This is a genomic window from Alloacidobacterium sp. (assembly GCF_035631355.1).
Taxonomy (GTDB): Bacteria; Acidobacteriota; Terriglobia; order Terriglobales; family Acidobacteriaceae; genus Alloacidobacterium.
On record NZ_DASQIX010000061.1, the window covers coordinates 39,484 to 64,814 of the forward strand.

23 protein-coding genes are annotated in these 25,331 nt (G+C 56.3%); 6 read left to right on the forward strand and 17 right to left on the reverse strand.

The window, feature by feature from the left end; all coding sequences use genetic code 11:
- Positions 1 to 269 precede the first annotated feature (269 nt).
- Entirely contained in the window at positions 270 to 2,153 is a 1,884-nt protein-coding gene (locus VEV40_RS10445; protein WP_324832162.1) for a bifunctional homocysteine S-methyltransferase/methylenetetrahydrofolate reductase, read from the forward strand.
- Between the two features lie 21 nt (positions 2,154 to 2,174).
- On the forward strand, positions 2,175 to 2,396 hold the full coding sequence (gene xseB / locus VEV40_RS10450) for an exodeoxyribonuclease VII small subunit (protein ID WP_324832163.1): 222 nt from the start codon (positions 2,175 to 2,177) through the stop codon (positions 2,394 to 2,396).
- Positions 2,397 to 2,398: 2 nt separating this feature from the next.
- Here xseB and VEV40_RS10455 read toward each other — a convergent pair whose 3' ends face one another.
- The 8 genes from VEV40_RS10455 to dcd form a co-directional block, all read right to left on the reverse strand.
- Entirely contained in the window at positions 2,399 to 2,920 is a 522-nt protein-coding gene (locus tag VEV40_RS10455; RefSeq protein ID WP_324832164.1) for a Uma2 family endonuclease, read from the reverse strand.
- Positions 2,921 to 2,957: 37 nt separating this feature from the next.
- The gene (locus VEV40_RS10460; RefSeq protein ID WP_324832166.1) at positions 2,958 to 3,548 is read right to left on the reverse strand and encodes a YbhB/YbcL family Raf kinase inhibitor-like protein; all 591 of its coding nucleotides are present in this window, start codon (positions 3,546 to 3,548) and stop codon (positions 2,958 to 2,960) included.
- Positions 3,545 to 4,189: a hypothetical protein gene (locus VEV40_RS10465; RefSeq protein ID WP_324832168.1), complete on the reverse strand. Its 645-nt coding sequence runs from the start codon at positions 4,187 to 4,189 to the stop codon at positions 3,545 to 3,547. Before VEV40_RS10465 ends, VEV40_RS10460 begins: the two co-directional genes overlap by 4 nt.
- 2 nt (positions 4,190 to 4,191) lie before the next feature.
- Positions 4,192 to 5,196: a UDP-3-O-(3-hydroxymyristoyl)glucosamine N-acyltransferase gene (gene lpxD, locus VEV40_RS10470; RefSeq protein ID WP_324832169.1), complete on the reverse strand. Its 1,005-nt coding sequence runs from the start codon at positions 5,194 to 5,196 to the stop codon at positions 4,192 to 4,194.
- A gap of 11 nt (positions 5,197 to 5,207) precedes the next feature.
- Positions 5,208 to 6,107: a lysophospholipid acyltransferase family protein gene (locus VEV40_RS10475; RefSeq protein WP_324832170.1), complete on the reverse strand. Its 900-nt coding sequence runs from the start codon at positions 6,105 to 6,107 to the stop codon at positions 5,208 to 5,210.
- A 114-nt stretch (positions 6,108 to 6,221) separates the two neighbouring features.
- On the reverse strand, positions 6,222 to 6,917 hold the full coding sequence (locus VEV40_RS10480) for a lipid-binding SYLF domain-containing protein (RefSeq protein ID WP_324832172.1): 696 nt from the start codon (positions 6,915 to 6,917) through the stop codon (positions 6,222 to 6,224).
- A 421-nt stretch (positions 6,918 to 7,338) separates the two neighbouring features.
- Entirely contained in the window at positions 7,339 to 8,004 is a 666-nt protein-coding gene (locus tag VEV40_RS10485) for a response regulator transcription factor (protein ID WP_324832173.1), read from the reverse strand.
- Positions 8,004 to 8,558, reverse strand: coding sequence for a dCTP deaminase (gene dcd, locus VEV40_RS10490; protein ID WP_324832175.1), 555 nt, complete (start codon positions 8,556 to 8,558; stop codon positions 8,004 to 8,006). Before dcd ends, VEV40_RS10485 begins: the two co-directional genes overlap by 1 nt.
- Positions 8,559 to 8,730: 172 nt before the next feature.
- On the opposite strand from dcd, the gene VEV40_RS10495 reads away from it, so the two are divergent.
- A complete protein-coding gene (locus VEV40_RS10495) occupies positions 8,731 to 9,003 on the forward strand; it encodes an HU family DNA-binding protein (RefSeq protein ID WP_324832426.1) in 273 nt (90 codons plus the stop codon).
- A gap of 43 nt (positions 9,004 to 9,046) precedes the next feature.
- On the opposite strand, the gene VEV40_RS10500 is transcribed toward VEV40_RS10495, so the two are convergent.
- Positions 9,047 to 9,631 carry a hypothetical protein gene (locus tag VEV40_RS10500; protein WP_324832176.1) on the reverse strand — a complete coding sequence of 195 codons (585 nt, stop codon included), beginning with the start codon at positions 9,629 to 9,631 and terminating at the stop codon, positions 9,047 to 9,049.
- On the opposite strand from VEV40_RS10500, the gene VEV40_RS10505 reads away from it, so the two are divergent.
- Complete coding sequence (locus VEV40_RS10505; RefSeq protein ID WP_324832177.1) at positions 9,630 to 9,941, forward strand: hypothetical protein; 312 nt, start codon at positions 9,630 to 9,632, stop codon at positions 9,939 to 9,941. The two genes, VEV40_RS10500 and VEV40_RS10505, sit on opposite strands and share 2 nt — an antisense overlap.
- Before the next feature lie 133 nt (positions 9,942 to 10,074).
- On the opposite strand, the gene VEV40_RS10510 is transcribed toward VEV40_RS10505, so the two are convergent.
- The 3 genes from VEV40_RS10510 to VEV40_RS20720 form a co-directional block, all read right to left on the reverse strand.
- Complete coding sequence (locus VEV40_RS10510) at positions 10,075 to 13,674, reverse strand: TonB-dependent receptor (RefSeq protein ID WP_324832178.1); 3,600 nt, start codon at positions 13,672 to 13,674, stop codon at positions 10,075 to 10,077.
- 193 nt (positions 13,675 to 13,867) lie between these two features.
- Positions 13,868 to 16,327, reverse strand: a complete 2,460-nt coding sequence (gene priA, locus VEV40_RS10515; protein ID WP_324832179.1) for a replication restart helicase PriA — start codon at positions 16,325 to 16,327, stop codon at positions 13,868 to 13,870.
- Positions 16,328 to 16,377: 50 nt separating this feature from the next.
- A complete protein-coding gene (locus VEV40_RS20720; RefSeq protein ID WP_414637840.1) occupies positions 16,378 to 16,764 on the reverse strand; it encodes an OsmC family protein in 387 nt (128 codons plus the stop codon).
- 127 nt (positions 16,765 to 16,891) lie between these two features.
- Here VEV40_RS20720 and VEV40_RS10525 point away from each other — a divergent pair, with 127 nt between their 5' ends.
- Together VEV40_RS10525 and VEV40_RS10530 are read left to right on the forward strand one after the other, a co-directional pair.
- Positions 16,892 to 17,395 carry a hypothetical protein gene (locus VEV40_RS10525; RefSeq protein ID WP_324832183.1) on the forward strand — a complete coding sequence of 168 codons (504 nt, stop codon included), beginning with the start codon at positions 16,892 to 16,894 and terminating at the stop codon, positions 17,393 to 17,395.
- A 101-nt stretch (positions 17,396 to 17,496) separates the two neighbouring features.
- On the forward strand, positions 17,497 to 18,237 hold the full coding sequence (locus VEV40_RS10530; protein WP_324832184.1) for an SDR family oxidoreductase: 741 nt from the start codon (positions 17,497 to 17,499) through the stop codon (positions 18,235 to 18,237).
- Between the two features lie 56 nt (positions 18,238 to 18,293).
- On the opposite strand, the gene VEV40_RS10535 is transcribed toward VEV40_RS10530, so the two are convergent.
- From VEV40_RS10535 to coaBC, 5 genes are all read right to left on the reverse strand, one after another.
- A complete protein-coding gene (locus tag VEV40_RS10535; protein WP_324832185.1) occupies positions 18,294 to 21,053 on the reverse strand; it encodes an ABC transporter permease in 2,760 nt (919 codons plus the stop codon).
- A 7-nt stretch (positions 21,054 to 21,060) separates the two neighbouring features.
- Positions 21,061 to 21,390, reverse strand: coding sequence for a PadR family transcriptional regulator (locus tag VEV40_RS10540; RefSeq protein ID WP_324832186.1), 330 nt, complete (start codon positions 21,388 to 21,390; stop codon positions 21,061 to 21,063).
- A gap of 86 nt (positions 21,391 to 21,476) precedes the next feature.
- Positions 21,477 to 23,156, reverse strand: coding sequence for a type VI secretion system ImpA family N-terminal domain-containing protein (locus VEV40_RS10545; RefSeq protein ID WP_324832188.1), 1,680 nt, complete (start codon positions 23,154 to 23,156; stop codon positions 21,477 to 21,479).
- Positions 23,157 to 23,254: 98 nt separating this feature from the next.
- On the reverse strand, positions 23,255 to 24,049 hold the full coding sequence (locus tag VEV40_RS10550; RefSeq protein ID WP_324832189.1) for a uracil-DNA glycosylase: 795 nt from the start codon (positions 24,047 to 24,049) through the stop codon (positions 23,255 to 23,257).
- A gap of 3 nt (positions 24,050 to 24,052) precedes the next feature.
- Positions 24,053 to 25,270 (reverse strand): bifunctional phosphopantothenoylcysteine decarboxylase/phosphopantothenate--cysteine ligase CoaBC, encoded by a 1,218-nt coding sequence (coaBC, locus tag VEV40_RS10555; protein WP_324832191.1) that lies wholly within the window; start codon positions 25,268 to 25,270, stop codon positions 24,053 to 24,055.
- Between the last annotated feature and the right edge of the window lie 61 nt (positions 25,271 to 25,331).

Here is a 25,331-nt window from a genome sequence, read left to right on the forward strand (position 1 = left end):
GCTCGGCGGAAGATTGCGACCTGCAAAGTAAAAATTCTTACCGCAGGCGGTCAAAAATGTTACCGAGCAAACCAATCCAACAACTGAAAGCAGACTTCTTCTCTTCAAATCCTGAGACCTCAACCGTTCTTCGTTAAGAAGTTCGCGGGAAAGCCAAGTATAACAAAGCAGAAGCGTCCAGTCTGCTCGCGGCCGCGTGATTCGCCGTGCCGGAATTGGTTCTCCGCTGGCGATTGTGGCGCAACTGCCTTAGCATGACAACAAGACCGATGACGAACCGCCTTCACGACCTCTTTGGCAACCGTACTGTTCTGTTTGACGGAGCAATGGGCTCAATGCTGTACGACCGCGGCGTATTTATCAACCGCTGCTACGACGAGCTGAATCTCTCGCAGCCTGAACTCGTGCGTTCCATTCATGAAGAGTACCTGCAGACCGGCGCCGAGGTCATTGAGACAAATACATTCGGCGCGAACCACTTCCGCCTGGTCCGCTATGGGTTTCAGGACAAGGTCGCCGAAATCAATAAGGCTGGAGTTAAGATCGCCCGTCAGGCCGTTGCTCAACTAAAAGACAAGCAGGCCGGAACGGCATGGGTCGCCGGGTCAATCGGGCCGTTGGGCATCCATCTTGAGCCACTCGGCAAAACATCTCTTGAGGAAGCACGCGCAGCCTTTGCCGAGCAGATACGTGGCCTCGTTGCTGGAGGCCCAGGCGTGGGCGTCGACCTGCTTGTGATTGAAACCATGCCCGCGCTCAACGAAGCCGAGCAGGCGCTGCTGGCCGCCCATGAAGTGGCGCCCGATATCCCCGTCATGACGCTTGTCACGGTCGATGAAGAAGCACAGTGCCTCGACGGCACAAGCCCGGAAGCGGCAGCAGCCAAGCTCACATCCTGGGGGGCGGACGCCATTGGCGTGAACTGCAGCACCGGTCCGGCGACCGTGCTTACCGCCCTTGAGTGCATGGCAACAGCCAGCAGCCTTCCGCTTGCGGTGATGCCAAATGCAGGCATGCCGCGCGCCGTGGATGGGCGCAACATTTATCTCTGCTCGCCCGAATACATGGCGAGCTTCACCAGAAAATTTCTGCGGGCAGGCGCGCAATTTATCGGCGGCTGTTGCGGCACCACGCCGAACCACATTCGGGCCATGAAGTCCGCGACACGCGCCATGGATGCGCAGAAGACCAGTCCCACGCACAAATCGCGCGCGCCCATTGTGACGGAGACACCGCCCGCGCCCCTGGCGGAACGCTCGCGCGTTGGGCGGCTTGTCCATGAGGGAAAATTCATTGCGATGGTGGAGATCGTTCCGCCAAAAGGCATTGACTGCTCCAAAGAGCTGGCAGGCGCAAGCCTGCTCGCGGGTCTCGGTATCGACGTCATCAACGTGCCGGATTCGCCTCGCGCTTCGGCCCGCATGAGCGCACAGAGCCTTTGCATCCAGATCCAACAGAAAACCGGCATCGAGACGATCCTGCACTACACCTGTCGCGACCGCAACGTACTCAGTATCCAGAGTGACCTGCTGGGCGCTTCGTCGATCGGTCTGAAAAATATTCTGTGCCTTACCGGCGATCCGCCGAAGCTGGGCAATTATCCTGACGCCACCGCTGTTTTCGACGTGGATTCCATCGGCCTGGTGAACATCGTCCACCGGCTGAATCATGGACTCGACATCGGCGGCAACCCGATTGGCGCGTCTACCGGATTCACAATTGCCTGCGCGGCCAACCCCGGCGTGCCTGACATTGATGGCGAGGTCCGCCGCTTTGCCTACAAGGTAGAGGCGGGCGCGGAATACGCCATCACACAACCCGTCTTTGACCTGCGCGTGCTTGAAGCCTTTCTGAAGCGTGTTGAAGAATTCCGCATCCCGGTGATTGCCGGCATCTGGCCGCTCACCAGCCTGCGTAACGCCGAGTTCATGAAGAACGACCTGCGCGTCGCCGTTCCGGACAGCATCATGCTGCGCATGCAGGCAACAACGTCGCCCGAAGCCGCGCGTGCTGAAGGCATCCGCATCGCGCAGGATATGCTTGAAACCGCGCGTCCCATGGTGCAAGGCGTGCAGGTCAGCGCGCCATTTGGCCGTTACACTGCCGCTGCAGAAGTGCTGGCCAGCGTGCTGCCCGGCGTCAGCGCTGTATAAACACAATCGAGGGGACAGGCATTGGCAAGCTTTGAAGAATCGCTGAAGAGGCTGGAGAAGATCGTCGAGCAGATGGAGCGCGGCGACCTGCCCCTTGAAGACTCAATCAAGTTGTTCGAGGAAGGTATGCGCCTCTCAGCCGAGTGCAGGGAGCACCTGGAGAAGGCCGAAGGAAAAGTACAGATTCTGATTAAGCAGAGAGACGGATCGATGAAGACTGAGCCATTCCCGCCACAGAAGTAAACCTATTTCTGGTCGATGTCGGCAAAGATCGTATCGAGATGTAGTTCAACCGGAGTTCCCGCCGCTGCGAAATCACTCGTCTCAATCCAGTCACCTGTTGAGCAGTCAAAGCCCTTGCGCGCTGCCGGATCGATGACCCAGATGTTCTTCACGCCCATTTTCCGGTAGTCATCCAGCCGCCGGCGATAGCGGCTTACGCGATCATCTGGCGAAAGAATCTCAATGACGGCAAGCGGAGCTGTCATGATGATTTGTTCGCGTGGCGCTGAACTTGAGATCACGCAAACATCGGCCACGCGAAACCGCGTCGAAGACGTTTGTATCCGAATCTCCGGCACTGCTTTAATTCCCCATTCACGCCTGTGTGCTGCAAACCAGGCCAATAATGCGCCTTGCAATTCCGAGTGGTCCAGCTCTCCCAAATTCCGCTCCTCGATAATGCCGTCCACATAGTCGCAATCCGGGTGGTAGCTGGTATGCAGGTACTCGCTTACCGAGATTGGGAGGTTGTGCGCTGTCGCCATAACGCCTCGTCTGCTCTCATCATGCTATCTTCTTCCGCTATTGTCTACGCGTATACAACCCCACCAATTTGCCCTCGGCCACCACATGCCCTTTTGCCGCCTGCGCTACCACTGATCTGGTGGAGCCTTCAGGAAGCTGCAAGAAAGTATCCAGCGCATATATACGGAAAAAGTAATGGTGCGGCTTGTTCCCCGGCGGGCATGGACCTCCGTATCCGTTCTTATCGAAATCATTTCTCCCTTGCGCCCCGCCCTGCAGGGTTTCTGGTCTGGCTGAAGCTCCCTCAGGCAGGTCATGCAATCCTGGTGAGAGATTGAAAGCTACCCAGTGCACAAAACTGCCCGCAGGAGCGTCCGGATCGTCCACGATCAATGTAAGACTCTTTGTTCGGGTCGGTGGTGAGGAAATGGATAGCTGCGGAGAAACGTCTTCGCCATCACAGGTGAATCTTGCCGGAATCATGCCACCATTGGGAAAACTCGAGCTGGTGACGGTCAGAGCCGGTACTGTCTCGGCATCCACGATGTCTCTGCGGCCCTCGCTTCGCCGCAGAAATACCCACGCCATCGCCAAAATCACGATCAGGAATACAAGCAAAACAAGCGGCCGCCCCAATTTCCTTTTCATGTTTCACCTCGAAAGCGCATCTGCCCTGTCTGAACTTCGTGCAAGCGCCGCTCCACAAAATCTGCCACCTCGTGAGTCATGTAATCCGGCGGAGTGATCTCAAACTGCGGCTTGCCCTCGATCAGCCGGAGCGAAACCCCGCTCCAGCGCGGAACCAGACTGTGTCCCGCAGTGTTTATGAGCACTGCATCTGCGCGGTCGAGAAACAGCCGCGCCGAATCTTTGAAGTCAGCAGTACCAGGATCAAGAACGGTCAAATACAAATCCGGTTTCAGAAATTGCAGGATGCTGTTCGATTCGATGATTACATCCTCGGCTGCGGCAATTTCTTTGCGGATGCGCGGCATCGCCTCGGCCAGCATGCCCACGCGCGTCCGCACCCAGATCGATCGCTCTGCCCCGGCGGCCAGAAACCGGGCAGTGTCCGTGCCACTGGTTGTGCTGCGCTCTTCGCTGAAGGCCAGAGTATGATCGTCGGTCTGGCAATCGCATGGCTCGCCGTTCGCTGTGCAGAAGCCATGACCGTATTGCGTAACCTTGAATGCTGTCCAGTGATACTGCGGCAGGTGCGCGATCAGGCCCGCAGCCACGGCGGTCTTGCCGATATTGCGAGAGTGCCCGCCGACGACAACGATAGCCACAGCTAGTCCTCTTTTTTATTGCGGGGACGCGCCAGCCGCGCCAGCGCAGCCAGTTCTTTCAGATACTCTTTGAGCGGTTTCGCGGGCGTTCCCCAGTGGACCACACCCGGACCGCGAAGCTTCTTCCATGGAAGAATCCCGGACTGCGAGCCGAGAATAACTCTTTCGCCGATATCGGCGTGGTCACCGATCCCGATCTGTCCGCCAAGAACAGCGTTATCGCCAATCACGCTGCTGCCGGAGATGCCGGTCTGCGCAGCGATGACGACGTTTTTGCCCACGCGAACGTTATGACCAACATGGACAAGATTATCGAGCTTTACACCGCGCGCGATGCGCGTCTCATCAAGCGCCCCGCGATCGACCGTAGTATTTGCGCCAATTTCAACATCGTCTTCAATGACGAGCCTGCCCTGCTGGGGAAACTGCAGGTACTCACCCGTCGCTGCGTCGCGAACGTAGCCAAAACCATCTGCACCCAGCACCGCGCCCGCATGAACCACCACACGATCACCCATCGTGACGCCGGGATATAGCACAACCCGCGGATATATCCGGCAATCTTTCCCGATATGCGCTCCTGCGCCAATCATCGAACCTGCGCCAATTCTTGATCCCGCGCCAATTTCCGCGCTGTCTTCGACAACGGCATGGGCATCGATAAAAACACCCTCTCCAAGAACGGCATTTGCAGCCACTATCGCGGAGATGTGTATGCCTGTCTTGCGATCAATCATCTGCAGCAGACGCGCCGCCCGCGCAAATCCCAGACGAGGTTGGCGCATGACCAGCAGCGGCTTTGCACAAGCTGCCCGTGAAGCCAATTCCTCCGTCACGAGCACCGCCACAGCCTTTGAATCCAGCGCTTCGCGCAAGGTCGCCGCGTCTTCAGCAAAGATCAGGGAATCAGCATCAGCCCGCGCAGCGCTGGAAACGCGCGTTGCTGTCGCGTCACCATTTCCGCGCAACTCTGCGCCAATCGAAGCTGCTAGTTCGTTCAAGCGCATTGCCTGTTCCATCAATACACCGGCCCTTCACCCTCGGGACACGTTTTCCATCTTCTGTGTACCCACAGCCACTGATCAGGATACCGCCTTACATACGCCTCAATTGCCGCCGTGCATTTCGCTGTATTGGTCACCGCATCGGCTTCGTTGTTACCGGTGCGGTCAAGCACAATCTCCTCGCCAAAATGCAGCACGTATTTCTGCTCAGCCTTCTCCCACAGCATGAAGCCAGGCAACACGGTCGCACCGGTTTTCAATGCCACCCGCGCCAGCCCGGAAGCCGTACACGCCACCTTGCCAAAATACGGAACAAAGACACCCTGGGGCGGTGTCATGTTCGTGTCCATCAGGATGCCGACGGTCTCACCCGCCCGCATCGCGCCCAGCAGACCGCGCGCGAAATCATCCTTGTGCAAGACGCGATTCCCATGCAAACAACGAATGTGATTAACCAGATTGTCTACTCTGGCGTTATCCAGCCGCCGTATGACCATGCTCATGGGATAGCCCATGAGCGAGTGGTAAAAACTCGACAACTCCCAGGCGCCCAGATGCCCGGTCACAATCAACACACCTTTGCCCTTGGCGCGTGCGTCCAGGTAGTGTTCCAGTCCTTCATAACGAAGAAATGCCCGCGAATTCTCCCGCGTGTATTTCGGCATCTGGCAAAATTCGGCCATCAGCCATCCCAGGTTTCTATAGAGGAGGCGCAGGGTCTCCCGCCTTTGCCTGTCAGGCCACTCTGGAAACGCCAGTGTGAGGTTTCTCAACCCAACGCTTCGCAATCTGGGCACAATCCGGAATGCCAACCACCCTATCGCCGCGCCAACAGGCCGGGCAATGCTCCGCGGCAACAGGCCAAGTAGACGTACAAGCATCCAGACAACAGCGAACTCGAGATTTTCCTGCATTTAAGAAAATTAATTGTCAGTGTAAATGCAAAAGAAAATTCGTAAATACAGACTCCAGGGGCCAAATGGAAAGGGCCGCGAAAGCGGCCCTTTCTTCTACTGGTTGAGGAAACCTTACAAACCCGATTCCACCTGTGAAGTATGGAAATACTTAGCAATCGTGCGCAGGAATGGCCGCGAATCCTCCGGCGGCAGCACATTTCCTTTAAGGATTTCATTAAAGGTATGCGGCGCGCCATACAAGGTCGTTGTGTCTTCGGTGTTCTGGCTGACTGTCGTGCCGTCAAGGTCGATGCCGGCAAACAGTCCCTTGCTGCGCGAATAGGTCAACAACTCGGCCCGCATGGAGATGTCGGTCTCAGCCTGTGCGTTACGCCCAACCGGACCGGCGGAAGCGGCAGCATCCCCGCCAATCTTAAACTTACTTTTCAACAGGTCCTGCAATCCTTTGTCATTGACGGCTACCAATACAAGATCTGTTCCCTGCCCGCCAATCTGGAAACCAAACGATCCTCCCGCCATACGGATGAAGACTGGGCCGCTCCAACCCCGTCCGGTGCGGCAGGTTACCACCCCCTGTCCATATTCCGCACCAACGATGAACGCGCCCTTCTTCAAGCTGGGAACAACTGCAATGCAGGTGGCCTTTTTCACAATCGAATTAGGAATACCCTTGTCAGGCGTCTGCATGATCTCATCGATCACCGTACGGGCGCTCTCCAGACGTGCGTTAAGAGTTGCTTTATCGCTCGCAGCAAGCGCTGGCAAAGTCATTCCCACAATGCACAACAACGCAAAAATCTTTTTCATAATTTTTGTTCTCCCTTACATACCATACAGTCGTATTTTGTTCTTCCGCGAAGATCGACATGCTTTTCATCCTTCTGGAAAAGGACCCCGCGGTCAAGAATCCATCACTCAAGAAGTTGGGATGCCGGACCAATCACTCGGGTTTGAATTTGAAAAAGCAGATTCATGTCAGGAGGGTTATTGCCGGGTGATGTGGAAAGAAGGCTACCAATTGATCTTGAAAAAAAGGGGTGGCCTTGCGATACCTGCACAGGCCAGCCCCGTTCCCCAGATCTGCGTTGTTGCTAGTAGGGTTGTACGGCTTTCCTATAATTGCTGCAAGATAACTGAGGTAGGATGCACCTAAGTAAGTCCCTCGGGAACTCGGGCACAGCAGAGCGTATGCTATTGATTTATCAGGCAGATAAAGCGGGCTGCGTCTCTAATTGCTCTTGCCTGGGCCTCCACCAAGAGCATGCTTTGCGGCGTGGATTGAGAGTGCAATCCGGTTCCCCACACCGACTTTCCGCATCATCCGCCCAACATAAGATTTGACGGTGCGGACCTCAATGCCGAGCGCTTCGGCAATCTCGCGGTTGGATCGAGCGAACACCAGCAACTGGAGCACTTCCAGTTCACGATGGGTGAATTGAGGGGCGGTCCGTTGAGAGAATGTCCCTCCATCGACCATGCGGTCAACCAGCATGGACAGGGTCCTGCGCGGCGCCCAGATTGATCCGCTCGCCACAACTTCCACGGCCCGTGCTACCTCGGCCGGCTCTGCATTATCCTGCAGATATCCCTTCGCTCCCGCCAGAATTGTGGTGATGACGCTTTCGTCGTCTCCGCCTTCGCTCATCACGATGATGCGGACAGCAGGTGTGGCCGCCCGCAACCGTTCGATAGTCGTCAGAACTTCTGAGCGGACCATCAGGCTGATGACGGCTATGTGCAGCGCTTCGGCGGCAAGCAGGCCATCCAGGCCAGCATCAATCAGCTCGATGCTGGGCATTTCTTCCAGAATGCTGCGCAATCCGGCGCGTCGAATCGGCTCAACTGCGAAGAGGCCGACTCTGAGGCGCTGCGCGTACTTGCGTGCTTCTTCCATCACAACTTCGGCAGAACAATTCCCTGCTGTTTCTGATACTTCCCGCGGCGATCAGCGTAGCTTATTTCGCATACATCATCCGACTGGAAGAAGAGAATCTGGCAGAGCCCTTCATTGGCATATACACGAGCCGGCAAAGGCGTCGTGTTTGAAATTTCCAAGGTCACGTAACCCTCCCACTCCGGTTCAAATGGGGTCACGTTCACGATGATGCCGCACCGGGCATATGTCGACTTCCCAACACAGATTGTCAGTACGTCCCGCGGAATCTTGAAATATTCGACTGAGCGCGCCAGTGCAAAGGAGTTTGGGGGGATAATCACCGACTCGGCCTGCACTGTCACAAACGACCGCTCGTCAAAATCCTTAGGATCAATGATAGCGCTATTTACGTTTGTAAAGATTTTAAATTCATCGGAAACCCGTAAATCGTACCCATACGAAGACAATCCATAGGAGATAACCCCTTCCTTTACCTGCTTTTCGCTGAAAGGATGGATCATCTGGTGTATGGTGGCCTGCTCACGAATCCAGCGGTCGCTCTTAATTGACATGCAACTCCTTGCCCTGCTCTTTCAGGGTATCGCGAAATCAAAAAAAGTAGAATAATCCACTCAAAATGTGCATCTTAAGTGACACAGGCGCATTGACATTGCAGGAAAAGCTTTCTAGTATCCCTGTAGCCGTGATTCCATCGGCAAAGCCTTACAGATAGGGGTGAACGCGTTGATAAAACAAGACATTATTCATCACGTCATCGAACGTACGGGCCTGCCGCGCAATAAGGCGGAAGCTGCGGTGGACACGGTATTTGAAAGCCTGAAAAAGGCCTTGGCCGCAGGCGATCGCATTGAATTAAGGGGCTTTGGCGTTTTCAATGTGCGCCCGCGCAAGACCGGGATCGGCCGAAACCCGAGGACCGGCGCAGAGGTGACCATTACCCCCGGCAAGGCGGTTCGCTTCAAACCTGGCAAAGAACTGCATCTACTCGACGAATAGCTATTCCTTTCCCATCTCACACTGAATTAGCCGCGATGTGTGTTCAACGGTAGCCGCGCGCGAGAAGGTATTTCGCGCCAGCCTCAAAAGCATCAGGACCAGGCACGAAGAACCCGAAGGCATCGGCCAACCGTCCGATCACATTGAACGAGAAACAGACCGCGAGCGCATCCTCAATCTGTTGGCGCGTAGCCCCGGCGGCCAGGACTGCGCGCATGTCATCCGCATTCACTACGTGTTCGCGCGTTAGTTTGCCCAGCATGAGCAGGGTCGCACGCAATGGCTCCTCGACGGCATCCTTATCGAAATCGGGCGACAAGTCAGGAAGCTCTTTCCCGTCGCGATAATATGCCGCTTGCGCAACCGCCGAATGCGCCTTGATACAGAATTCGCACTGGTTCGTCTTCGCGATGAACGCGGCCATTAATTCGCGATCACCTACAGACCAGGTGGAAGGCCCGCGCATCGCCTCCTCGGTCACTCTCGACATCGGGCCGCCGTAAAAGTCAGACCGATACTTGACCAGTTTGACAACGTCAAGCACAGGCTGGCGCGAGACAGTTCGAATGATCGCGAAAAGCGCCTTCGTACCAAAACCGTGGCCGTTATCAAGGATTTGAAGGCGCATGATCTCACTCCTTCCCGAGCGCGGTCCCAAGGGCCGCAAGCGCCGCATCGTACTGCCGAGTGGCTTGCCCAACCGCAGCGCACACCACGATCTCGAATATCTCGTCTTCGCTGAGACCTGCACCACGCGCGGCGTTGATGTCTTCGTCCGTGATCCAACAGGCACGTCTGGCAACCTTGTCGGCCAACGCGCTAAGTGGTTCGGCGAGACCGCTGTTGTCGAACGCTGCCCGACGCTCGGAGGGCGACGCCTTACCGGCTCCTTCCAGAATTCGCTGTACCAACGCTGCTCGCGCTTGTCTGATATCTGACATGTGTTGTCCTCATCGAAGTATGCACGCTAAGAGTGTCCGGCCTAATTTCCCGGATTGGCCGGACTGGAATAGAAAAGCTAAAAAGGGGCCGTCTAATAGCCCCTCTTTATATACATCCATTCCTCTCAAGCTAGAAACTATATTGCGCTGCTACTTGCAGCACGCGTGCGTTCGGAATCAAAGCGCTGAAGCGGGTTGAAGTAATGCTGCTGGCTGAATTGCCGGTCAGGCTGTTGTTCGGATTCCCGAAGGATGGATGATTTAAGAGATTGAAAGCATCGCCCCGGATCTGGACGGCGGATTCATGGAACGGGATGCGGAAGCTCTTGAAGAGCGACATATCCAGCCCGTAGAAGCCCGGCCCATTCAGTGAGACGCGTCCCGGAGGCCCAAAGGGTTGGGTGCCGGCATTGGCGATGTTGATTAGGTTATGGCTTGGATCGTCAGGTCCATTGTATGCACGCGGAGGGTTCTTGAAAGCGCATGGGTTATACCAGGATTGCAGCGAGCGCACCGTCGTCGTGCAGTCAAACTGCGGCTGCGTTGCCGGGTCTGCAGTGCCTCCGGCTGAAAATGGATCGCCGATTTTGATGGGGTAGCTGCTGCCCTGATTGCTTGAGTTCAGGAAGATGGGCGTGCCTGTCTGCACCTGGAATATGAGACTCGTTTTCCATCCCCCTACAACTGCGTCGGTGATGCCGCCATGATTGAGGAACCTCTTTCCCGCGCCGAAGGGCAATTCATATTGCGGAGAGAAGGTGAACCGGTTGCGGACGTCCTGCGTGCAAGCGCCGTAGTCATAACGGAAGCCCAGGAAGTTCGGGTTGCGATAGCCGCCGTATTGCGATTGGCCAATCGGACCAAAAGCATCGTCCAGGCAATGCGACCAGGTATAGCCAGCGAGAAAATACAAGCCGTGTGAATAACGCTTATCCATCTTCGCCTGCAGCGAATCGTAGCGGCCGACGCCGGTATTTCTGACGGATACGACGCCGAAATCATGGAAGGGCTGATAGTCCTGTCCATTCGCGCCGCGAGGAACAACTCCCGGATATTGGTTTGCGTTATAGCTCGACTGCAGATGCCGGCTCTGGTTGCCCTGATAGTTAATAGTGAAGGTGAGAGTATTGGTGAGCGCGTGCTGAAAACTCAGGTTGTAGGCCACGATATACGGGCTTTTCGCATTCTGGTCAGCGGTGTAAATGGTGGGCAGGTTGGCAAAGTTGACCAGGCCTCCATTAGGAGCGTTCAACGCTTCGCTGAAGCCTGTCTCCAGAGTCTGCCCATTGGTCGGACAGGTGACATCCCCGTTGATGTTCTGGCACACATTTGGAATGGGATTGAAATTCGCATTCACATTAAACGGCGCATTGTTGCCCAGGTTCAAGCCTAGGCCGATGTTCTCCAACCCGCCGTAGAACACACCTCCCCCAGCCCGCACCACTGTTTTTGGATCGGCCATGAATGCCACGCCCACGCGAGGAGCAAAATTCCACTTCTGCGGATTGACCAGGTATTGATTCGAGACGTATTGCACAGTGATGTTGTCGGCAGCAAAGGCCTGCTGCAACTGAGTTGGAATCGGATAGCTCGCCTGCGATTTTGGAATGAGATATGTGCCGCTTCCCTGGTTCATGCCGGCAAAGTTGCCGATAAAGTTCGCCTGGTAATCGTGGACCTCGCGTATCGGCTGGGTGTATTCCCAGCGCAGGCCCAGGTTCAGAGTCAGGCGCGGCGTCACCTTCCAGTCGTCCTGGACATAGGCTGATTCATACCAGCGCACGTCTGTTACCGGAGTGATGCTGGTGATGGAAGAGCTGTTCATCAGGTCCAGAAGAAAATCCGCGGCGCCGGAGCCGGTAAGAATATTCGGGTTCCCGGGGTCGGAAGTGTAGGTGCCGGAGAAATTTTCGCTTCCTAACCCATTGGGCGGTTGCAGGCCATAAAAACGAATGTGCTGAAAGTCCACACCCATCTTGAGGCTGTGCCTTCCCCATACTTTCGACACGTTGTCGATCAGTTGCAGCACGTTCTGTTTTTCGTCTGACGGCACATATCCCGCAACGCCGACACCGTTGAGATATCCTCCAAACCCAATGTCCGGCATGCCGCCCAAGTTCGGGCCGAAAGGTATGCCGCCCATGCCGAGTTGCGCTGCAAGGTTCAGGTTGCTGTTGGCCTGCAGATATGCGGCAAAGAGCCAGTTAAAGCCGGCGCGAAATTCATTGGAGAGCGTCGGACTGAAGAAATGCGTCTCGCTCACGACGCCGCTCTTGCCATAGTTGGAGTTCTGTCCACCGGTGCCAAAACCGCCGCCGTCAAGAATTCCCAGCGGAGGCGTATACGTCGTCGGATTGTTGGAGTAGCTGTAGCGCCCGAAAATCTGGTCTGATGCGGATAGGTTGAAATCCAGACGGGCATCATACTGAGTCGTGTTGTTGCTGAAGGAGGTTGCCGGAATGGTGTAGTTGTTGAACACCTGATGCGGACCACCCTGATTCGGCGCCGGAAAGAGATTCAGAATTCCCTGCGCAACCGTGTTGACCTGACCTGGGCAAATCACATTCTGCACGCCATTGCATGTCAGATAGTTCTGAGGCCCGTTCGGATTTTCTGGCGCGCCCGGAGCGCTGGTGGGATTACCGCCAACCTGATAAAGCGGGATGGATCCGTTGCCCGCTGTATTGTTTGGATCAAGCATCTCGGAGAAGTCGCCATTCCGGATGGCAGCGGTGGGCACAGTATTGTCGGGCGAAGCAGGCACAAACGACGAAATGCGAGTCCCCTGCGCGTCGGCAAAGAAGAAGAGCTTGTTCCTGAGAAACGGACCGCCCAGGGTCGCGCCGAACTGGTTCTGATGATATGCAGTCTGGCCACTGTTGAAGTAGTCAATCGCCGCCATCTTATCGCTGCGGAAATATTCCCAGAGGCTTCCGTGAAAACTATTCGTGCCGGACTTGATGGAGGCATTGACCGCTGCTCCGGTCGAGCGCCCCAGTTCCGCGCTGTAGTCACTGCTCTGCACTTTGAACTCCGCTAGCGCATCCGGGGGCGGGCGCACGGCATAGGTGGCTCCATTCAGGAAGTCCTGCATGTTCGAGTTGTTGTCCACGCCGTCGAGAATGAAATTATTCTGCGAGACGCGATTTCCATTCGACGTGAAATCTCCCGCGCCGGCAACCTGACGGAAACCCTGATTCGGCGCGGCTACGCCGGTGGCCAATTGCGCGACAAATACATAGTTGCGTCCGTCAAGCGGTGTGTCCTGAATGACCTGCGTGGAGAAAACCTGCCCAGTTGAAGCGTCTTCCGTCTGGAGAGCCGGCGTCCCAGTGACGGTAACGGTTTGAGTGGCTGCGCCAGCCTTTAGAACAAGATCGACGCCGACCCGCTGGCTGACATCGACCTGAATATTCTCGCGCTTTTCCGAAACAAATCCAGACGCGGATGCTACCAGGGAATAATGGCCGATTTTGATAGGCGTGAAGATGTAGAAACCGCTGGCATCCGTCGTGCGTGAGAACTCAAGGGCAGTATCTGCATTGGTGAGAGTGACGGTGGCGTTTGGAATGACCGCGCCGGTCGTGTCCTTCACCGTTCCACTAATCGATCCCTGGTCGATTTGTGCTAAAACGTTTGCTGGTACAAGGAATAAAAACGAGACGACAAGAACTACACAAAGTGAACGGAACGACACGCCTGTAAGGCGTGATCGCAAGCCATTAAACATGGTGTGCCTCCGGAAATCGTTTTCACATCATTTGTTATTCATTGGAGCGGTCTAGATGTATAGGCAGCTCAGTGGGTTAAAACCATCATCGATTACGCTCATTAATTTCGCAAGCGAACGGATTTATTTATATGCAAAATAATTTGTACGACACGAAAATCTTGTGACTAGCGCAGGCAACCTATTGAGCTCTTTACATCAGGCTGACTGCATCGACGTCGATGATCAGGTTTCGCCGCGGGATTCCGGACTCTTCAGCATGGGCCAGCATGGCCTGAAGAGTTTTGGCAAGAAGCTGCCGCTTTTCCGCCTTCATGACAAGGTGAAAGCGATAAATGCGTTTGATTTTTGAAATCGGCGCGGTCGCCGGACCCAACACCCGTACGCCGGTCATCTGCGTCTGCTGAAACCAACGCCCCAGCGTCGCGGCCCATCCAGCTGCTTCTTCGAGATGCTGGCTCTGAATCAGCACATTTGCCAAAGAATTGAACGGCGGATAGTGCATCCAACGGCGGTATTTTAATTCGCGATCCACAAATGCGTGAAAATCGTGCTTGGCCGCGCATTCAATCGCGTAGTGATCGGGATGATAGGTCTGCACAATCACTTTTCCCGGAAGCTCTCCGCGCCCGGCGCGTCCGGAAACCTGCGTCATGAGCTGAAATACACGCTCTGACGCGCGAAAGTCCGGCAATCCCAGCGCATGGTCGCAGCCCACGACGCCGACCAGAGTTACGCCGTGGATATCGTGGCCCTTGGCGATCATCTGCGTGCCGACAAGCAGATTGATCTCGCCGGAGTGCAGCCGCATCAGCAGCCGTTCGAGATCGTGCCTGCCGCGCACAGTATCGCGGTCCATGCGCCCGATGCGCGCGCCGGGGAAAATTTCCTGCAGCCGCTCTTCGCCCTGCTGCGAGCCCGCGCCAAGAAAATACAGGTGCTCGCTTTCGCATTTGGTGCAGAGCTTCGGCACGGTTCTTTTGTAACCGCAATAGTGACATTCCAGTCGCTGCCCCACCTGCGCGCGCACGTCCTCACCGACGGCTTTATGGTAGGTCAGCGAGATGGCGCAGTTCTCGCATTCAAGCTTTTCGCCACATGCGCGGCACAGGACTACATAGGAATAGCCGCGTCGGTTCAATAGAATGATGGCCTGCTCGTCCCGGTCGAGCGCGGCTTTCGTTTCCTCAACCAGAGCGCGGGAGAAAAGCTGCTCCTGCCCTGTCTCCTGAAACTCGCGCCGCATGTCCACTAGCTCGACCAGAGGCAGCGGCCGCTGATTCACGCGCTCGTGCATTTCGATTTTTGTGTAGCGCCAGCGCAGAGCGTTCTGCCATGACTCGAGCGATGGCGTCGCCGACCCCAGCACCACGACAGCCGATGACAGCTTCGCCCGCATCACCGCCACATCGCGGGCATGGTAGCGCGGCATCTCTTCCTGCTTGTAGCTTGAATCGTGCTCCTCATCGACGACAATCAATCCAAGATTCGCAACCGGAGCAAAAACAGCGGACCGCGTTCCAACCACAATTCGCGCATCGCCTCTGCGAATCCGGTGCCATTGTTCGGCGCGCTCTTCCGGAGTAAGCGCGGAATGCAGCAGCGCCACTTCGGATCCAAACGCATGATGCAGTTGCGCCGCCATCGCCGGAGTCAACCCGATCTCCGGCACCAGCAGAATCGCGGACTTGCCCTGATCAAGCGCGTGACGCATAGCCGACAGATACACCGCCGTCTTGCCCGATCCGGTAACGCCATGCAGCAGATGCGGCCGAAACTCGCCGGAAGCAACCGCAGTCGTAATCACGTCGAATGCGGCGACCTGTTGGGCGTTCAGTTCATACTCAGGCCGCTTCACTCCCAGCGCGGTCAGATGAAAATCCGCTGGCCGCTCTTTAATCTCCACCAATTCGCGCTTAACCAGCGTGGCCAATGTTGACTGCGGCAGGGTCAGCCTGCATAGCTCGGCGACTGGAAGCTCGCCACCAGCTCCAGCCAATTCGGCCAGAATCGCCTGTTGGTTCTCGTTCAGCTTCGGCAGCCGCGCGCCTTCTACCAGCACCGCAAAGCGCACTGTCCGGCGAGCATCGCGAGCATCCGCCGCTGTTTCGCGTGCAATCCAACGCTTGCGCAACATGCCATGCAGTAGTTGCAGGCTGGCTCCGGTTGAAGAGCGCAGGCGCGAAACCTTCATCGCCTCCCCGCTCTCCAGGTAATTCAGTACGGCGTATTCCATGTTCTGGTCTGCGGGTGAAAGCTTGGAGCGCCGCGATGAGCCTTTTTCAGCGCCTTCGTGCAGCATCTGACGGCCAGTGTCGGTGATCTTATACAGCACCACACGCCGCACCTCGGCCATCAGCGGCAGCATGGTGCGCAACACCTCACCCAATGGAGCGATGTAGTACTGCGCTATCCACTGGGCCAACTCCAGAAGAGCTTCAGACAGAATTGGCTCGCGGTCGAGCACTGTTATCAGCGCCTTTGCTTCTACAGGCGGCGCATTGTCATGCAATCGCACCACTACGCCTGTCAGCTTTTCATTGCGAAACGGAACCAGAACGCGGCAGCCTATGCCCGGGACCTCGCCATTCAGCGCATAGGTAAATGCGCGGTCCAGCGGAACCGGCAGGGCAACATCGCAAAATGCAGGCATGGCTTTAGGCGAGAGTAACAGAATGAACGAAGGCCTACACTTCGCCGGCTTCACAGTGCGACAGCACTACTTTCGAAGCATTTCTGAGCGTGTTGTGTATCTCGGCCACGGAGTCTGTATGCCGCATGAGATCCAGGATCTCTTCCCGGCTCGCCTCGGCATCCACTGATATCACGCGCCGCTTCGCCCTCGTTGCCAAATTCGCCGCTCACCTCGACTTCAACGCTTCTTACCTCAATCCCGCGCTTCCCCGCTTCGCGGTAGATGTCATTGCAGTAGCAAGTCGCAAGAGCGAGAAAGAGCAGTTCTCCGCCATTCACGCTCGAACCACGGCTGTTCGCCTTGGCCGGGATGTCCAAAGAGTGCTTATGCTCGCCGGTCTGAAGATCGAGCATGTTTCTGTCGTGTTGATTGGATACCCGTGCTGAAATCCTCATAAGTTCAGTCCACCTCGAAATATCTGCAACGCATTAGCCTCCAGAAACACTACCAGACAAGACCGCATTACGGGCCCCGATCACTTTTTATCCGTGTGGGCGAACCACCTATTTGAAGGAGCAGAAAATGGAGAAAAAATCTGAAAAAAAGGCCGACCTACAAGCTCTGAAAAAGCAGATTGAAGTTGCCGCGGGCCACGAAATCGACATTGCGCCGGAACAGATCATTAGTTTGCGATGGCCTGTCGGCGCGCATGATTATGCCGATGGGACCGTCCTCTGGAGAAGCATCATTGTTCTCGGCCAGAGCTGCGTTTCGTCTTCCCTACTCGATGGCAACGCAAGCTCTACCACGGGAGGCAATGGCAACGTCACCTTCCTGTTGAGCAGCGCGATATGCCTGCCGCTGGTCCGGTCACTGGCCGCCCCAATCAACCTGCAGGCGACTGTCCGCTCGGCCAGCCCGTCGTTCCTTACCATGACTTACTCGTTGGTGCCTGATCCGAACAGTCCGAACAGTTATAACGATGTTCAAATTACTGTTTACACATGGGACGCTAATGGAAACCCCGCGCCTAATGTCACTTTTGACTGGCGTATCCGGCTGGTCTCCAACCAGATCATCCTCTGACGCGCTTCAAGGCCGGGACAGCAATCCTGTTCCGGCTTTCTTCTGAATCCAATCCCCGTCTGGTTCATCTCAATGACACCACTGAGGAGTACTCTACGAGCATGGCTACAGAGAAAAAAATTGCATTTATTACTGGCGGGAACCGGGGCATTGGTCTTGAAACAGCGAGTCAGCTGGCACAAGCCGGCGTCAAAGCCGTTATCGGCTCGCGTAGTCTGGAGAATGGCAAAGCAGCTATCGCGAAGCTGAAGGCTGAAGGTCTCGATGTGGATGTTATTCGCTTCGACATAACCAAGCCGGCTGACTACAAAGAAGCTTATGCCTACTTCGACAAGAATTATGGCAAGCTCGACATTCTGATTAACAATGCTGGGATCTCAAGGGAAAACTTTCTGGATGGAAACAACGCGAGCAAAGTTTCGCCGGCCGTCCTGCGTGAGACTTTCGACACCAACTTCTTCGGCACGATTGAGCTGACGCAGACGCTGCTCCCGCTCATCAAGAAAGCGCCTGAAGGCCGCATTGTCAATCTGTCCAGCATTCTGGGCTCGCTCACTCTGCATGCTGATCCCGGCTCGCCCATCTATGGCGCCAAGGTCCTTGCCTACGATGCATCCAAGGCGGCACTCAACGCATTCACCATTCATCTGGCTTATGAGTTGAAGGACACGAAGATTAAGGTCAACTCCGCGCATCCCGGTTGGGTAAAGACCGATATGGGCACCGACGCGGCGCCGATGGAAATCCCAGATGGCGCAAAGACCAGCGTCCAGCTTGCAACGCTGGCCGCCGACGGCCCGACAGGCGGCTACTTCCACATGGGCCAGCCGCTGCCCTGGTAAATGAAAATACAACGGTGCGGAAAGCGTTGGCATCACTGCCTAGCTTTCCGCATTTCTTACTCCGTTCGTAACGCCTGCACAGGATCGGTGGAGGCTGCCCGTCGCGCGGGAATCAATCCGGCAATACAAGCTGCCACAGCAAGCGTCAGTATGGCTACAGTGAGCACACTGGAATCCACGCTGGCAATCTCATAGAGCTGCGCCTTCACAAAGCGCACGCAAAGTAAAGCAATCGGGACTCCAATGGCCAGACCCAATAGAGTCTGGAATACCGCCCCTCGCATCACCATCGCAATCACGCTGCCGCGTTCCGCGCCCAGAGCCATGCGAATGCCGATCTCCGAAGTCCGCCGCACAACTGTATATGAAGTGACGCCGTAAAGGCCGATTGTCGCCAGCAGCAGCGCCAGCCCGCCAAAGAGCATTGTCAGCCGGGCCAGCAAACGTTCTTCTGTAAAACGGTCGGCAATCTGTGCATCGAAGGTCTGGAATTTCTGGGCGGTCAGATTTGGATTGATTGCCGCAAGCGTCTGCCGCGCCAGCGTTTCCATGTTGTTGATCGGGTAGTCAGTGTCGAGGACGATTGCATTGACATACATCGACTCGTCCTTTTCGATCGGTTCCTTCGTGCCCAACGGCCTCTGGCCCAGCGGCACAAAGTACATCAGATGGTCCTTCCAGCGGACGTTCGTGTAGGCCGTATCTTCCACTACGCCCACGATCTCCCATTCGGCGGGAGACTCTGGACCGCCGCCAAAATGCTGCCCGATCGGATTCTCACCCGCCGCAAACAGCTTCCGCACAAACGTCTGATTCACAACCGCCACCGGCCGCGTAGCTGAAGTGTCCTGTGTCCCGATACCGCGCCCCATCACGACGCGCGTTCCCACCGAATCAAAGTACTCCGCATTCGCTTTGATACGCGATGCCCAAGTCCCATCCACACGAGGCTTTCCTTCTACCTGCACGCCCCAGCCGTTATTGTTGTCTTCCATCGGCGTATAGGAGCTGATACCGACTCTCTTCACGCCAGGAATCGCATGAAACCGGTCTTCCATTGTTCGATAAAGCGCCTCTACCTGTGTCTGCGCGTATCCCGCGGTCTGAGCATTGAAGTGGACGATATAGCGGTTCTTCGTTTCCAGCCTCATGTTCGTGCTTTCCAGCTTGTTCAGACTTTGCGAAAACAATCCCGCGCCCACCAGCAGCACCAACGACAGAGCCGCTTGCCCTACGACGAGTCCACGCTGGAGCAGCGAAGCGCCTGAGACTGTTGACCGAGAACTGCTGCGCAGTACATCGGCTGGTTCAGCCTGTGCCGCGATCCATGCCGGAGCTACTCCAAACAGCACGCCCGTCACCAGCGACAGTGAAAAGGCAAATCCCAGCACTTCCAGTGATGGGCTTGCGTTGATCGGAACATTCTGGTCTCCGGGAAACGCCAACATCAGCAGCATCCGTGTCCCGGCATATGCCACAACCAGCCCGACAAGCCCGCTCAACACCGCCAGCACGAGGCTCTCTGTCAGCAACTGCCGGATGATTCTGCTGCGTGCCGCTCCCAATGCTGTCCGCACGCACATCTCGGCTTTCCGCGCCATGCCACGCACCAGCAGCAGGTTGGCGATATTCGCGCATGCAATCAGCAGCACCAGGCCAGCGACCCACGTCAACAGGTGCAGGTGCGAAGAATAGTCGTCCTGCATCCACTGAATCCCCCCGCCAGCCGGCGTCACCACGATGTGCGCCTTCGCCAGCAGTTCGTCATGATGTGGTCCTGAAAACATTTCGCTCGGCGCAAAGATCTGCCGCAGTAGTCCGCTCAGTTTCGCCTGTAGCGGACCAAGTTGCACGCCCGGCTTTACGCGACCAACGATATAGAGCCAGTTCTGGTCAGGGTCATGGACATATGCAACATTCGCGAGCACCGGCATTGTCTCAATCGGTAGATAAAAGTCTGGCGGCGTGCTCACCAGCCGGTCTCCGAAATATCCCTTAGGAGCAATTCCGGCAATCGTCACTGGCTTTGTATTGATGTAGAACGTGCTGCCAACAATCGCAGGGTCGCCCGAATAGTCGTTCATCCACTTCTCATAGCTCATTACTGCAACCATCGGCGCGCCCTGAACGTCGTCGGCATCCGTGAACAGCCGTCCTGTCTGTGGCTTCAGTCCGAATGTCCGGAAGTAGTTGCCGGAGACAAATTCGCCCATTACCGACCGCGCCAGTTCTCCATTCCCATCACGTCGCACAGTCACGGGCCTGAAGGTAAAGCCCGCCTGAATGGCCGCCAGTTCTTCAAATTCCGGCGCATTCTTTTTTAATTGCTCATAGGTGTCGGTCGAGAAGAGAGAGTATTCGCCGCTGTCGCCGTTTGTCCCCTCCCCCACGCAGCAATCGTCGTTATTGCCCAGCCGCACCAGCGTCTTCGGATCGGTCACCGGCAGGTTCTTCAGCAGCACGGCGTTTACAAGTGTGAAAATCGCGCAGTTCGCTCCGATTCCCAGTGCAAGGGTCAACACTGCCGTGATCGTAAAGCCCGGAGTCTTGCGCAACTGCCGCAGAGCGTAGCGAATATCCTGCAGCCCGCTCTCGATCAGGCCTGTACCCCGCGCTTCGCGGCAGTCTTCCTTCACTTGCTCCTGCCCTCCGAAACTCATTCGCGCGCGCCGCCTCGCCTCGTCTTCATTCATGCCTGTCTTACGGTACTTCTCCACTTCATGCTCGAAATGGAAGCGCAGTTCATCATCCAGTTCCGCTTCTACAGTGTTCCGACGAAACAGCGCGCGCAGGCGATACAACAAGTCACTTAGCATTGCGGCCTCACACGCTTTCCAGAATCTGGGCGACCGCAGCGGTCAGCCTGCTCCAGCTCTCGGTTTCCGCCTCAAGCTGCTTCCGTCCCGAGCGGGTCAGTCCGTAATACTTCGCGCGCCGGTTATTTTCCGATGCCCCCCATCTGGCCTTGATCCAACCGCGCCGCTCCAGGCGGTGCAGCGCCGGATACAGCGACCCCTGCTGAATCCTGAGCACGTCGCTCGACACCTGCTGCACGCGGTCTGCTATGGCCCAGCCATGCTGTGACCCGGGCAACAAAGTTCTGAGGATGAGCAGGTCTAAAGTTCCCTGCGGGAGATCGATGCGTTCGGTCAATGATTTACCCTTTCACTTCTACAAGAAGATTAATACTTCATCTTTTGTAGAAGGGCAAGGGGAACAAGTTCAGTATTTGGTTATACCTAGGTGGAAATGTTGCTGCGCCGAAACGCCAGTTCCCAATCATTGAAATGAAGCGATCTAAGCTCTGGCGGTGGCGGTGACTCCTGCGGCGACTCCAGCGGAATCGGATCGATGAACTCAATGCCACGTTCGCGCAGCGCGCATCTCCATTCCCGTTCCACCCATTCCGAGTCTCGGGCATGAGTAGACCAGAACAGGTAAAAAATGTCGCTTGCAGGAATCACCCGCCACAATTCCGTTTCCCAGTTCTGTCCTGAGCGCAACGACAGCACATCGAGAAACACATCCAACTCTGGCGCAATTTTGTGGATGCCCTGGATCCGTCCCAGCACAGCATCGCGATCGGCTGACGCGTACGAGGCAAAGGCATTCTTGTATCGAACCCCAGAAGCCTCAATGATGTCTGCTGTACCCGCTGCCGATAACAGGAATGGAATCTTCGCAATCTGAACGCCGTTTGCATAGATGTGGGCAGAGCCGTAGCACTTTGCTTCCCTGCTTAACTCAGGCAGTGTAACCACGAACGAAGCGCAGGTGGATTCACCTTCCCACACCATCGTATCTTCCGACTCATCAATTACTGCGCCAGGAATTCTAAGTTGTACGCGCAACACGGTTCCGGTCAAAAGCTTGACCGGCCCCTTCGCCCGTGCCAGCACATCTCGCACTCCGAGTTCCTCGCGAGCCCGAGCCAGCACACGCGACCGCTGACCAGATTCGTGTGCCCAGATAAAAATCTCAAATGGCACTGACGGGACAACTGCGGCTGGAGCCGTCAGGGTAAAATCCACTTTTTGTGGCTCGCGAACGACAATTGACGCGGGCATAGCAGGCGCTGGAGCACGCGGCGGCGGAGAAACAGCACTCCTTTTTTCCTGTATCTGGTTACGCACCGAATCGAGTAAGCGGTTCACTTCCTCCGATTCAGGAAACTCGTGCACCGTGTGAAGTGCCGCATCATAACGGCGCGCCTCCAAGAGTCCTTCCACTACCTGCTTTCGTTTTTCGATCTCTATCAATCGAAGTTCAGACTCGCTCACGGGAAGGTCTTCCGCGTCTGCAAGCAGCGCCGCCAGATTGTCTTCACCGGCCAAATGCCCCAGCAACGTATTACGCAACTTCGCGAATACCGGACCCTCGTCACCGAACTTCTTCCAACATGCCTCTTCCAGCGTCTTGAGTCTTTCGATACAAGCATCGAGTTCACAGTTTCTTTTGCGGCGGCCCTCAAGGTCGTCGGTCTTTGGGTAAATCGCAAGAACTCCCTCAACCGATACTGCAAGCTGCTGGTCCAGCCATTCGAAAATACGCAGCCGGGACTCAATATCGCCGTCTTCGATCTCTGGGTACAGCGTTTCCCAGAAGTTCTCTAACAATCCGCGGTGTATGTCGAGTCCATCCTGCAGTCCGGCTAATCCATCTAGTGCAAGCTGCGCCTCGATCAGCCACGCTGCGAGCATCAGGTCTTTGCTTCGTCGCATCAGCAAATCGCGGCAGGTACGGGCAACAAATCGCCAGTCTTCATCGGCGCTGCAATAGTCGAGATCACCCGGATGGGAAAACACTTCGCCCCGCGCTCTCCTGATGCGCTTGCGAATCTCTCCATAAATCAGTTCGTGTCGAAGATTCTCGCCACTCGGATTTGTGCCGGGGATTGCGTCGAGGATCGTTGTGTCCATGCCGCCTCCGTTCAGCGCACAGAACTGTAGGCCGCCAGTGTAAACCTGTGGACGCATGAATTTTACTTTGGATTTATTCGGCTAGTTCCTTAAACCGCTTACTCCTCAGCGGATCGCTTCGGAGCTTTCAGTCCCAACTCGCGCATGGCAATCTGCAGGTCGGCCCAGGCTTCCTTCTTCTGCCGCGGATCGCGCAGCAGGTATGCCGGATGGTAGGTGACGATGAGCTTCGATCCGCGGGCCTCATGCACGCGCCCGCGCAGAGCGCTCAAGGATGATTTGCCGCCCAGCAGATAGGTGGCGGCCGTCGAACCGAGAGCGACAAGAACCTCGGGACGGATCACGTCGATCTGCCGGAAAAGAAACTGCGAGCAGGTGTTCGCTTCCACAGGCTCCGGCGTGCGGTTCTGCGGCGGACGGCACTTGACGATGTTGGCGATATAGACCTGCTCGCGCTTGAGCCCCATTGCCGTAATCATGTTGTTGAGCAACTGCCCTGCTCTGCCGACAAACGGCCGTCCCTGCGCATCTTCATCTGCGCCCGGCCCTTCACCGACGAACATGAGACGCGCATTCGGATCGCCTTCGCCAAAGACGATGGTATGCCGTCCCGCAAAGGCCAGCGGGCAACGTTTACAGTCGCCAATATCTTCGCTGATGACTCTGAGAGCGGCTTCGCGCTTCTCTGGAGCAATCAAAGAGTCAGATGTGAACAAGTCTTGAGGAGGAGCAATCGAGGACTTTTTCAGCATGTTTTCTTCTGAAGGTTCAACCGCAGATACAGCTTCAGGAATCGCATCGCCCCGGCGATAAAAGTCGAACACGCCTAGATCGCGATAGTAGTTGACGCGCGCGGCAAGGGCCATCTGTTGTTCAGGATTGAGACGAGGCATTGTTTACCGTTCCGCAACCACTTTCTGCGGGCGGCGGAGGGCCATCACCTCTTCAAGAATGCGGTCGGCAAGCTCGCGCTTGCTCATCTCAGGAAGCTCGATGGCCGTTGACTGCGTGAGGAATGTAACCGCGTTTCGGTCAGAGTCGAAACCGATGCCTTCACGCGAAACATCATTCAGCACGATGGCGTCAGCGCCCTTGCGCAGCAGCTTGTCGCGTCCGTGGACGATAGCGTTTTCGGTCTCGGCGGCGAAGCCAATGACCAGCATTCCATCGCGGCGGCGGCGGACGACTTCAGCCAGAATGTCTTCCGTCGGCTCCAGTTCCAGCGTCAACGGTCCGGAGCGCTTCAGCTTCTGCTCTGCCTGTATGACAGGACGATAGTCGGCTACAGCAGCGGCCTTGATGACAATGGTCGCTTCATCGAGCCTGCTCAATACAGCCGAGCGCATCTCCTCGGTTGTGACGACAGGAACGACTTCGCAATTCATAGGCGCGCGAAGAGCAGTTGGCGCCGTCACAAGAATCACCTTTGCCCCGCGCTTCACTGCCGCTTCCGCGAGCGCATAGCCCATCTTGCCACTTGAGCGATTGCCCAGAAAGCGCACTGGATCGATGGCTTCGCGCGTGCCGCCCGCCGTGATCATGACCGTCTCACCGGCAAGGTCGTTGCGATGATTCAGAATGTCGAGCACCGCCTGCACGATGGCGTCATTCTCGGCCAGACGGCCACTGCCGATCATGCCGCAGGCAAGATAACCGCTGTCCGGCGAAACGATGCGCACGCCGCGCTCTTCCAGCAGTGCGAGATTAGCGCACGTCGCGGGATGGTTCCACATATTGACATTCATGGCCGGGGCCACGATCACCGGAGCCGTCGTCGCCAGGTATATTGTCGTCAGGAAGTCGTCAGCAATGCCCTGTGCGAACTTGGCAAGAATGTTCGCTGTCGCCGGAGCGACTACCAGAGCATCCGTGGTCTGCGCCGCGTCGATGTGCTCGATGGCCGATGCCAGGTTACTCTCGTCAGAATCGGTTGCCCAAAGGCTGGTGATGACCTTGTGCCCGGTAAGCGATGCGAAGGTCAGCGGCTGCACGAACTGTTGCGCCGCTTCGGTCATCACAACATGAACATCGAGCGCCTGCCGTTGCAACGCGCGAACAAGTTCGGCTGCCTTATAGGCGGCGACACCACCGGAGACTCCGACTGTGACCTTCATAGTCACGATTTTACGCTGGATTCACAAACCGGCTGCCTCGGAAATTCGCCCCATGGGCTGA

What these genes read in the sequence shown, in the direction of transcription:
- VEV40_RS10535 (WP_324832185.1), bottom strand. Translation starts at nt 21,053, where the DNA reads ATGCTAAGTGACTTGTTGTATCGCCTGCGCGCGCTGTTTCGTCGGAAC.
- VEV40_RS10485 (WP_324832173.1), bottom strand. Translation starts at nt 8,004, where the DNA reads ATGGAAGAAGCACGCAAGTACGCGCAGCGCCTCAGAGTCGGCCTCTTC.
- VEV40_RS10445 (WP_324832162.1), top strand. Translation starts at nt 270, where the DNA reads ATGACGAACCGCCTTCACGACCTCTTTGGCAACCGTACTGTTCTGTTT.
- VEV40_RS10510 (WP_324832178.1), bottom strand. Translation starts at nt 13,674, where the DNA reads ATGTTTAATGGCTTGCGATCACGCCTTACAGGCGTGTCGTTCCGTTCA.
- VEV40_RS10525 (WP_324832183.1), top strand. Translation starts at nt 16,892, where the DNA reads ATGGAGAAAAAATCTGAAAAAAAGGCCGACCTACAAGCTCTGAAAAAG.
- VEV40_RS10530 (WP_324832184.1), top strand. Translation starts at nt 17,497, where the DNA reads ATGGCTACAGAGAAAAAAATTGCATTTATTACTGGCGGGAACCGGGGC.
- VEV40_RS10460 (WP_324832166.1), bottom strand. Translation starts at nt 3,548, where the DNA reads ATGAAAAGGAAATTGGGGCGGCCGCTTGTTTTGCTTGTATTCCTGATC.
- VEV40_RS10550 (WP_324832189.1), bottom strand. Translation starts at nt 24,049, where the DNA reads ATGCCTCGTCTCAATCCTGAACAACAGATGGCCCTTGCCGCGCGCGTC.
- VEV40_RS10500 (WP_324832176.1), bottom strand. Translation starts at nt 9,631, where the DNA reads ATGCGCCTTCAAATCCTTGATAACGGCCACGGTTTTGGTACGAAGGCG.
- priA (WP_324832179.1), bottom strand. Translation starts at nt 16,327, where the DNA reads ATGCCTGCATTTTGCGATGTTGCCCTGCCGGTTCCGCTGGACCGCGCA.
- dcd (WP_324832175.1), bottom strand. Translation starts at nt 8,558, where the DNA reads ATGTCAATTAAGAGCGACCGCTGGATTCGTGAGCAGGCCACCATACAC.
- VEV40_RS10475 (WP_324832170.1), bottom strand. Translation starts at nt 6,107, where the DNA reads ATGCAGGAAAATCTCGAGTTCGCTGTTGTCTGGATGCTTGTACGTCTA.
- VEV40_RS10545 (WP_324832188.1), bottom strand. Translation starts at nt 23,156, where the DNA reads ATGGACACAACGATCCTCGACGCAATCCCCGGCACAAATCCGAGTGGC.
- coaBC (WP_324832191.1), bottom strand. Translation starts at nt 25,270, where the DNA reads ATGAAGGTCACAGTCGGAGTCTCCGGTGGTGTCGCCGCCTATAAGGCA.
- VEV40_RS20720 (WP_414637840.1), bottom strand. Translation starts at nt 16,764, where the DNA reads ATGAGGATTTCAGCACGGGTATCCAATCAACACGACAGAAACATGCTC.
- VEV40_RS10480 (WP_324832172.1), bottom strand. Translation starts at nt 6,917, where the DNA reads ATGAAAAAGATTTTTGCGTTGTTGTGCATTGTGGGAATGACTTTGCCA.
- lpxD (WP_324832169.1), bottom strand. Translation starts at nt 5,196, where the DNA reads ATGCGCTTGAACGAACTAGCAGCTTCGATTGGCGCAGAGTTGCGCGGA.
- VEV40_RS10505 (WP_324832177.1), top strand. Translation starts at nt 9,630, where the DNA reads ATGATCTCACTCCTTCCCGAGCGCGGTCCCAAGGGCCGCAAGCGCCGC.
- VEV40_RS10455 (WP_324832164.1), bottom strand. Translation starts at nt 2,920, where the DNA reads ATGGCGACAGCGCACAACCTCCCAATCTCGGTAAGCGAGTACCTGCAT.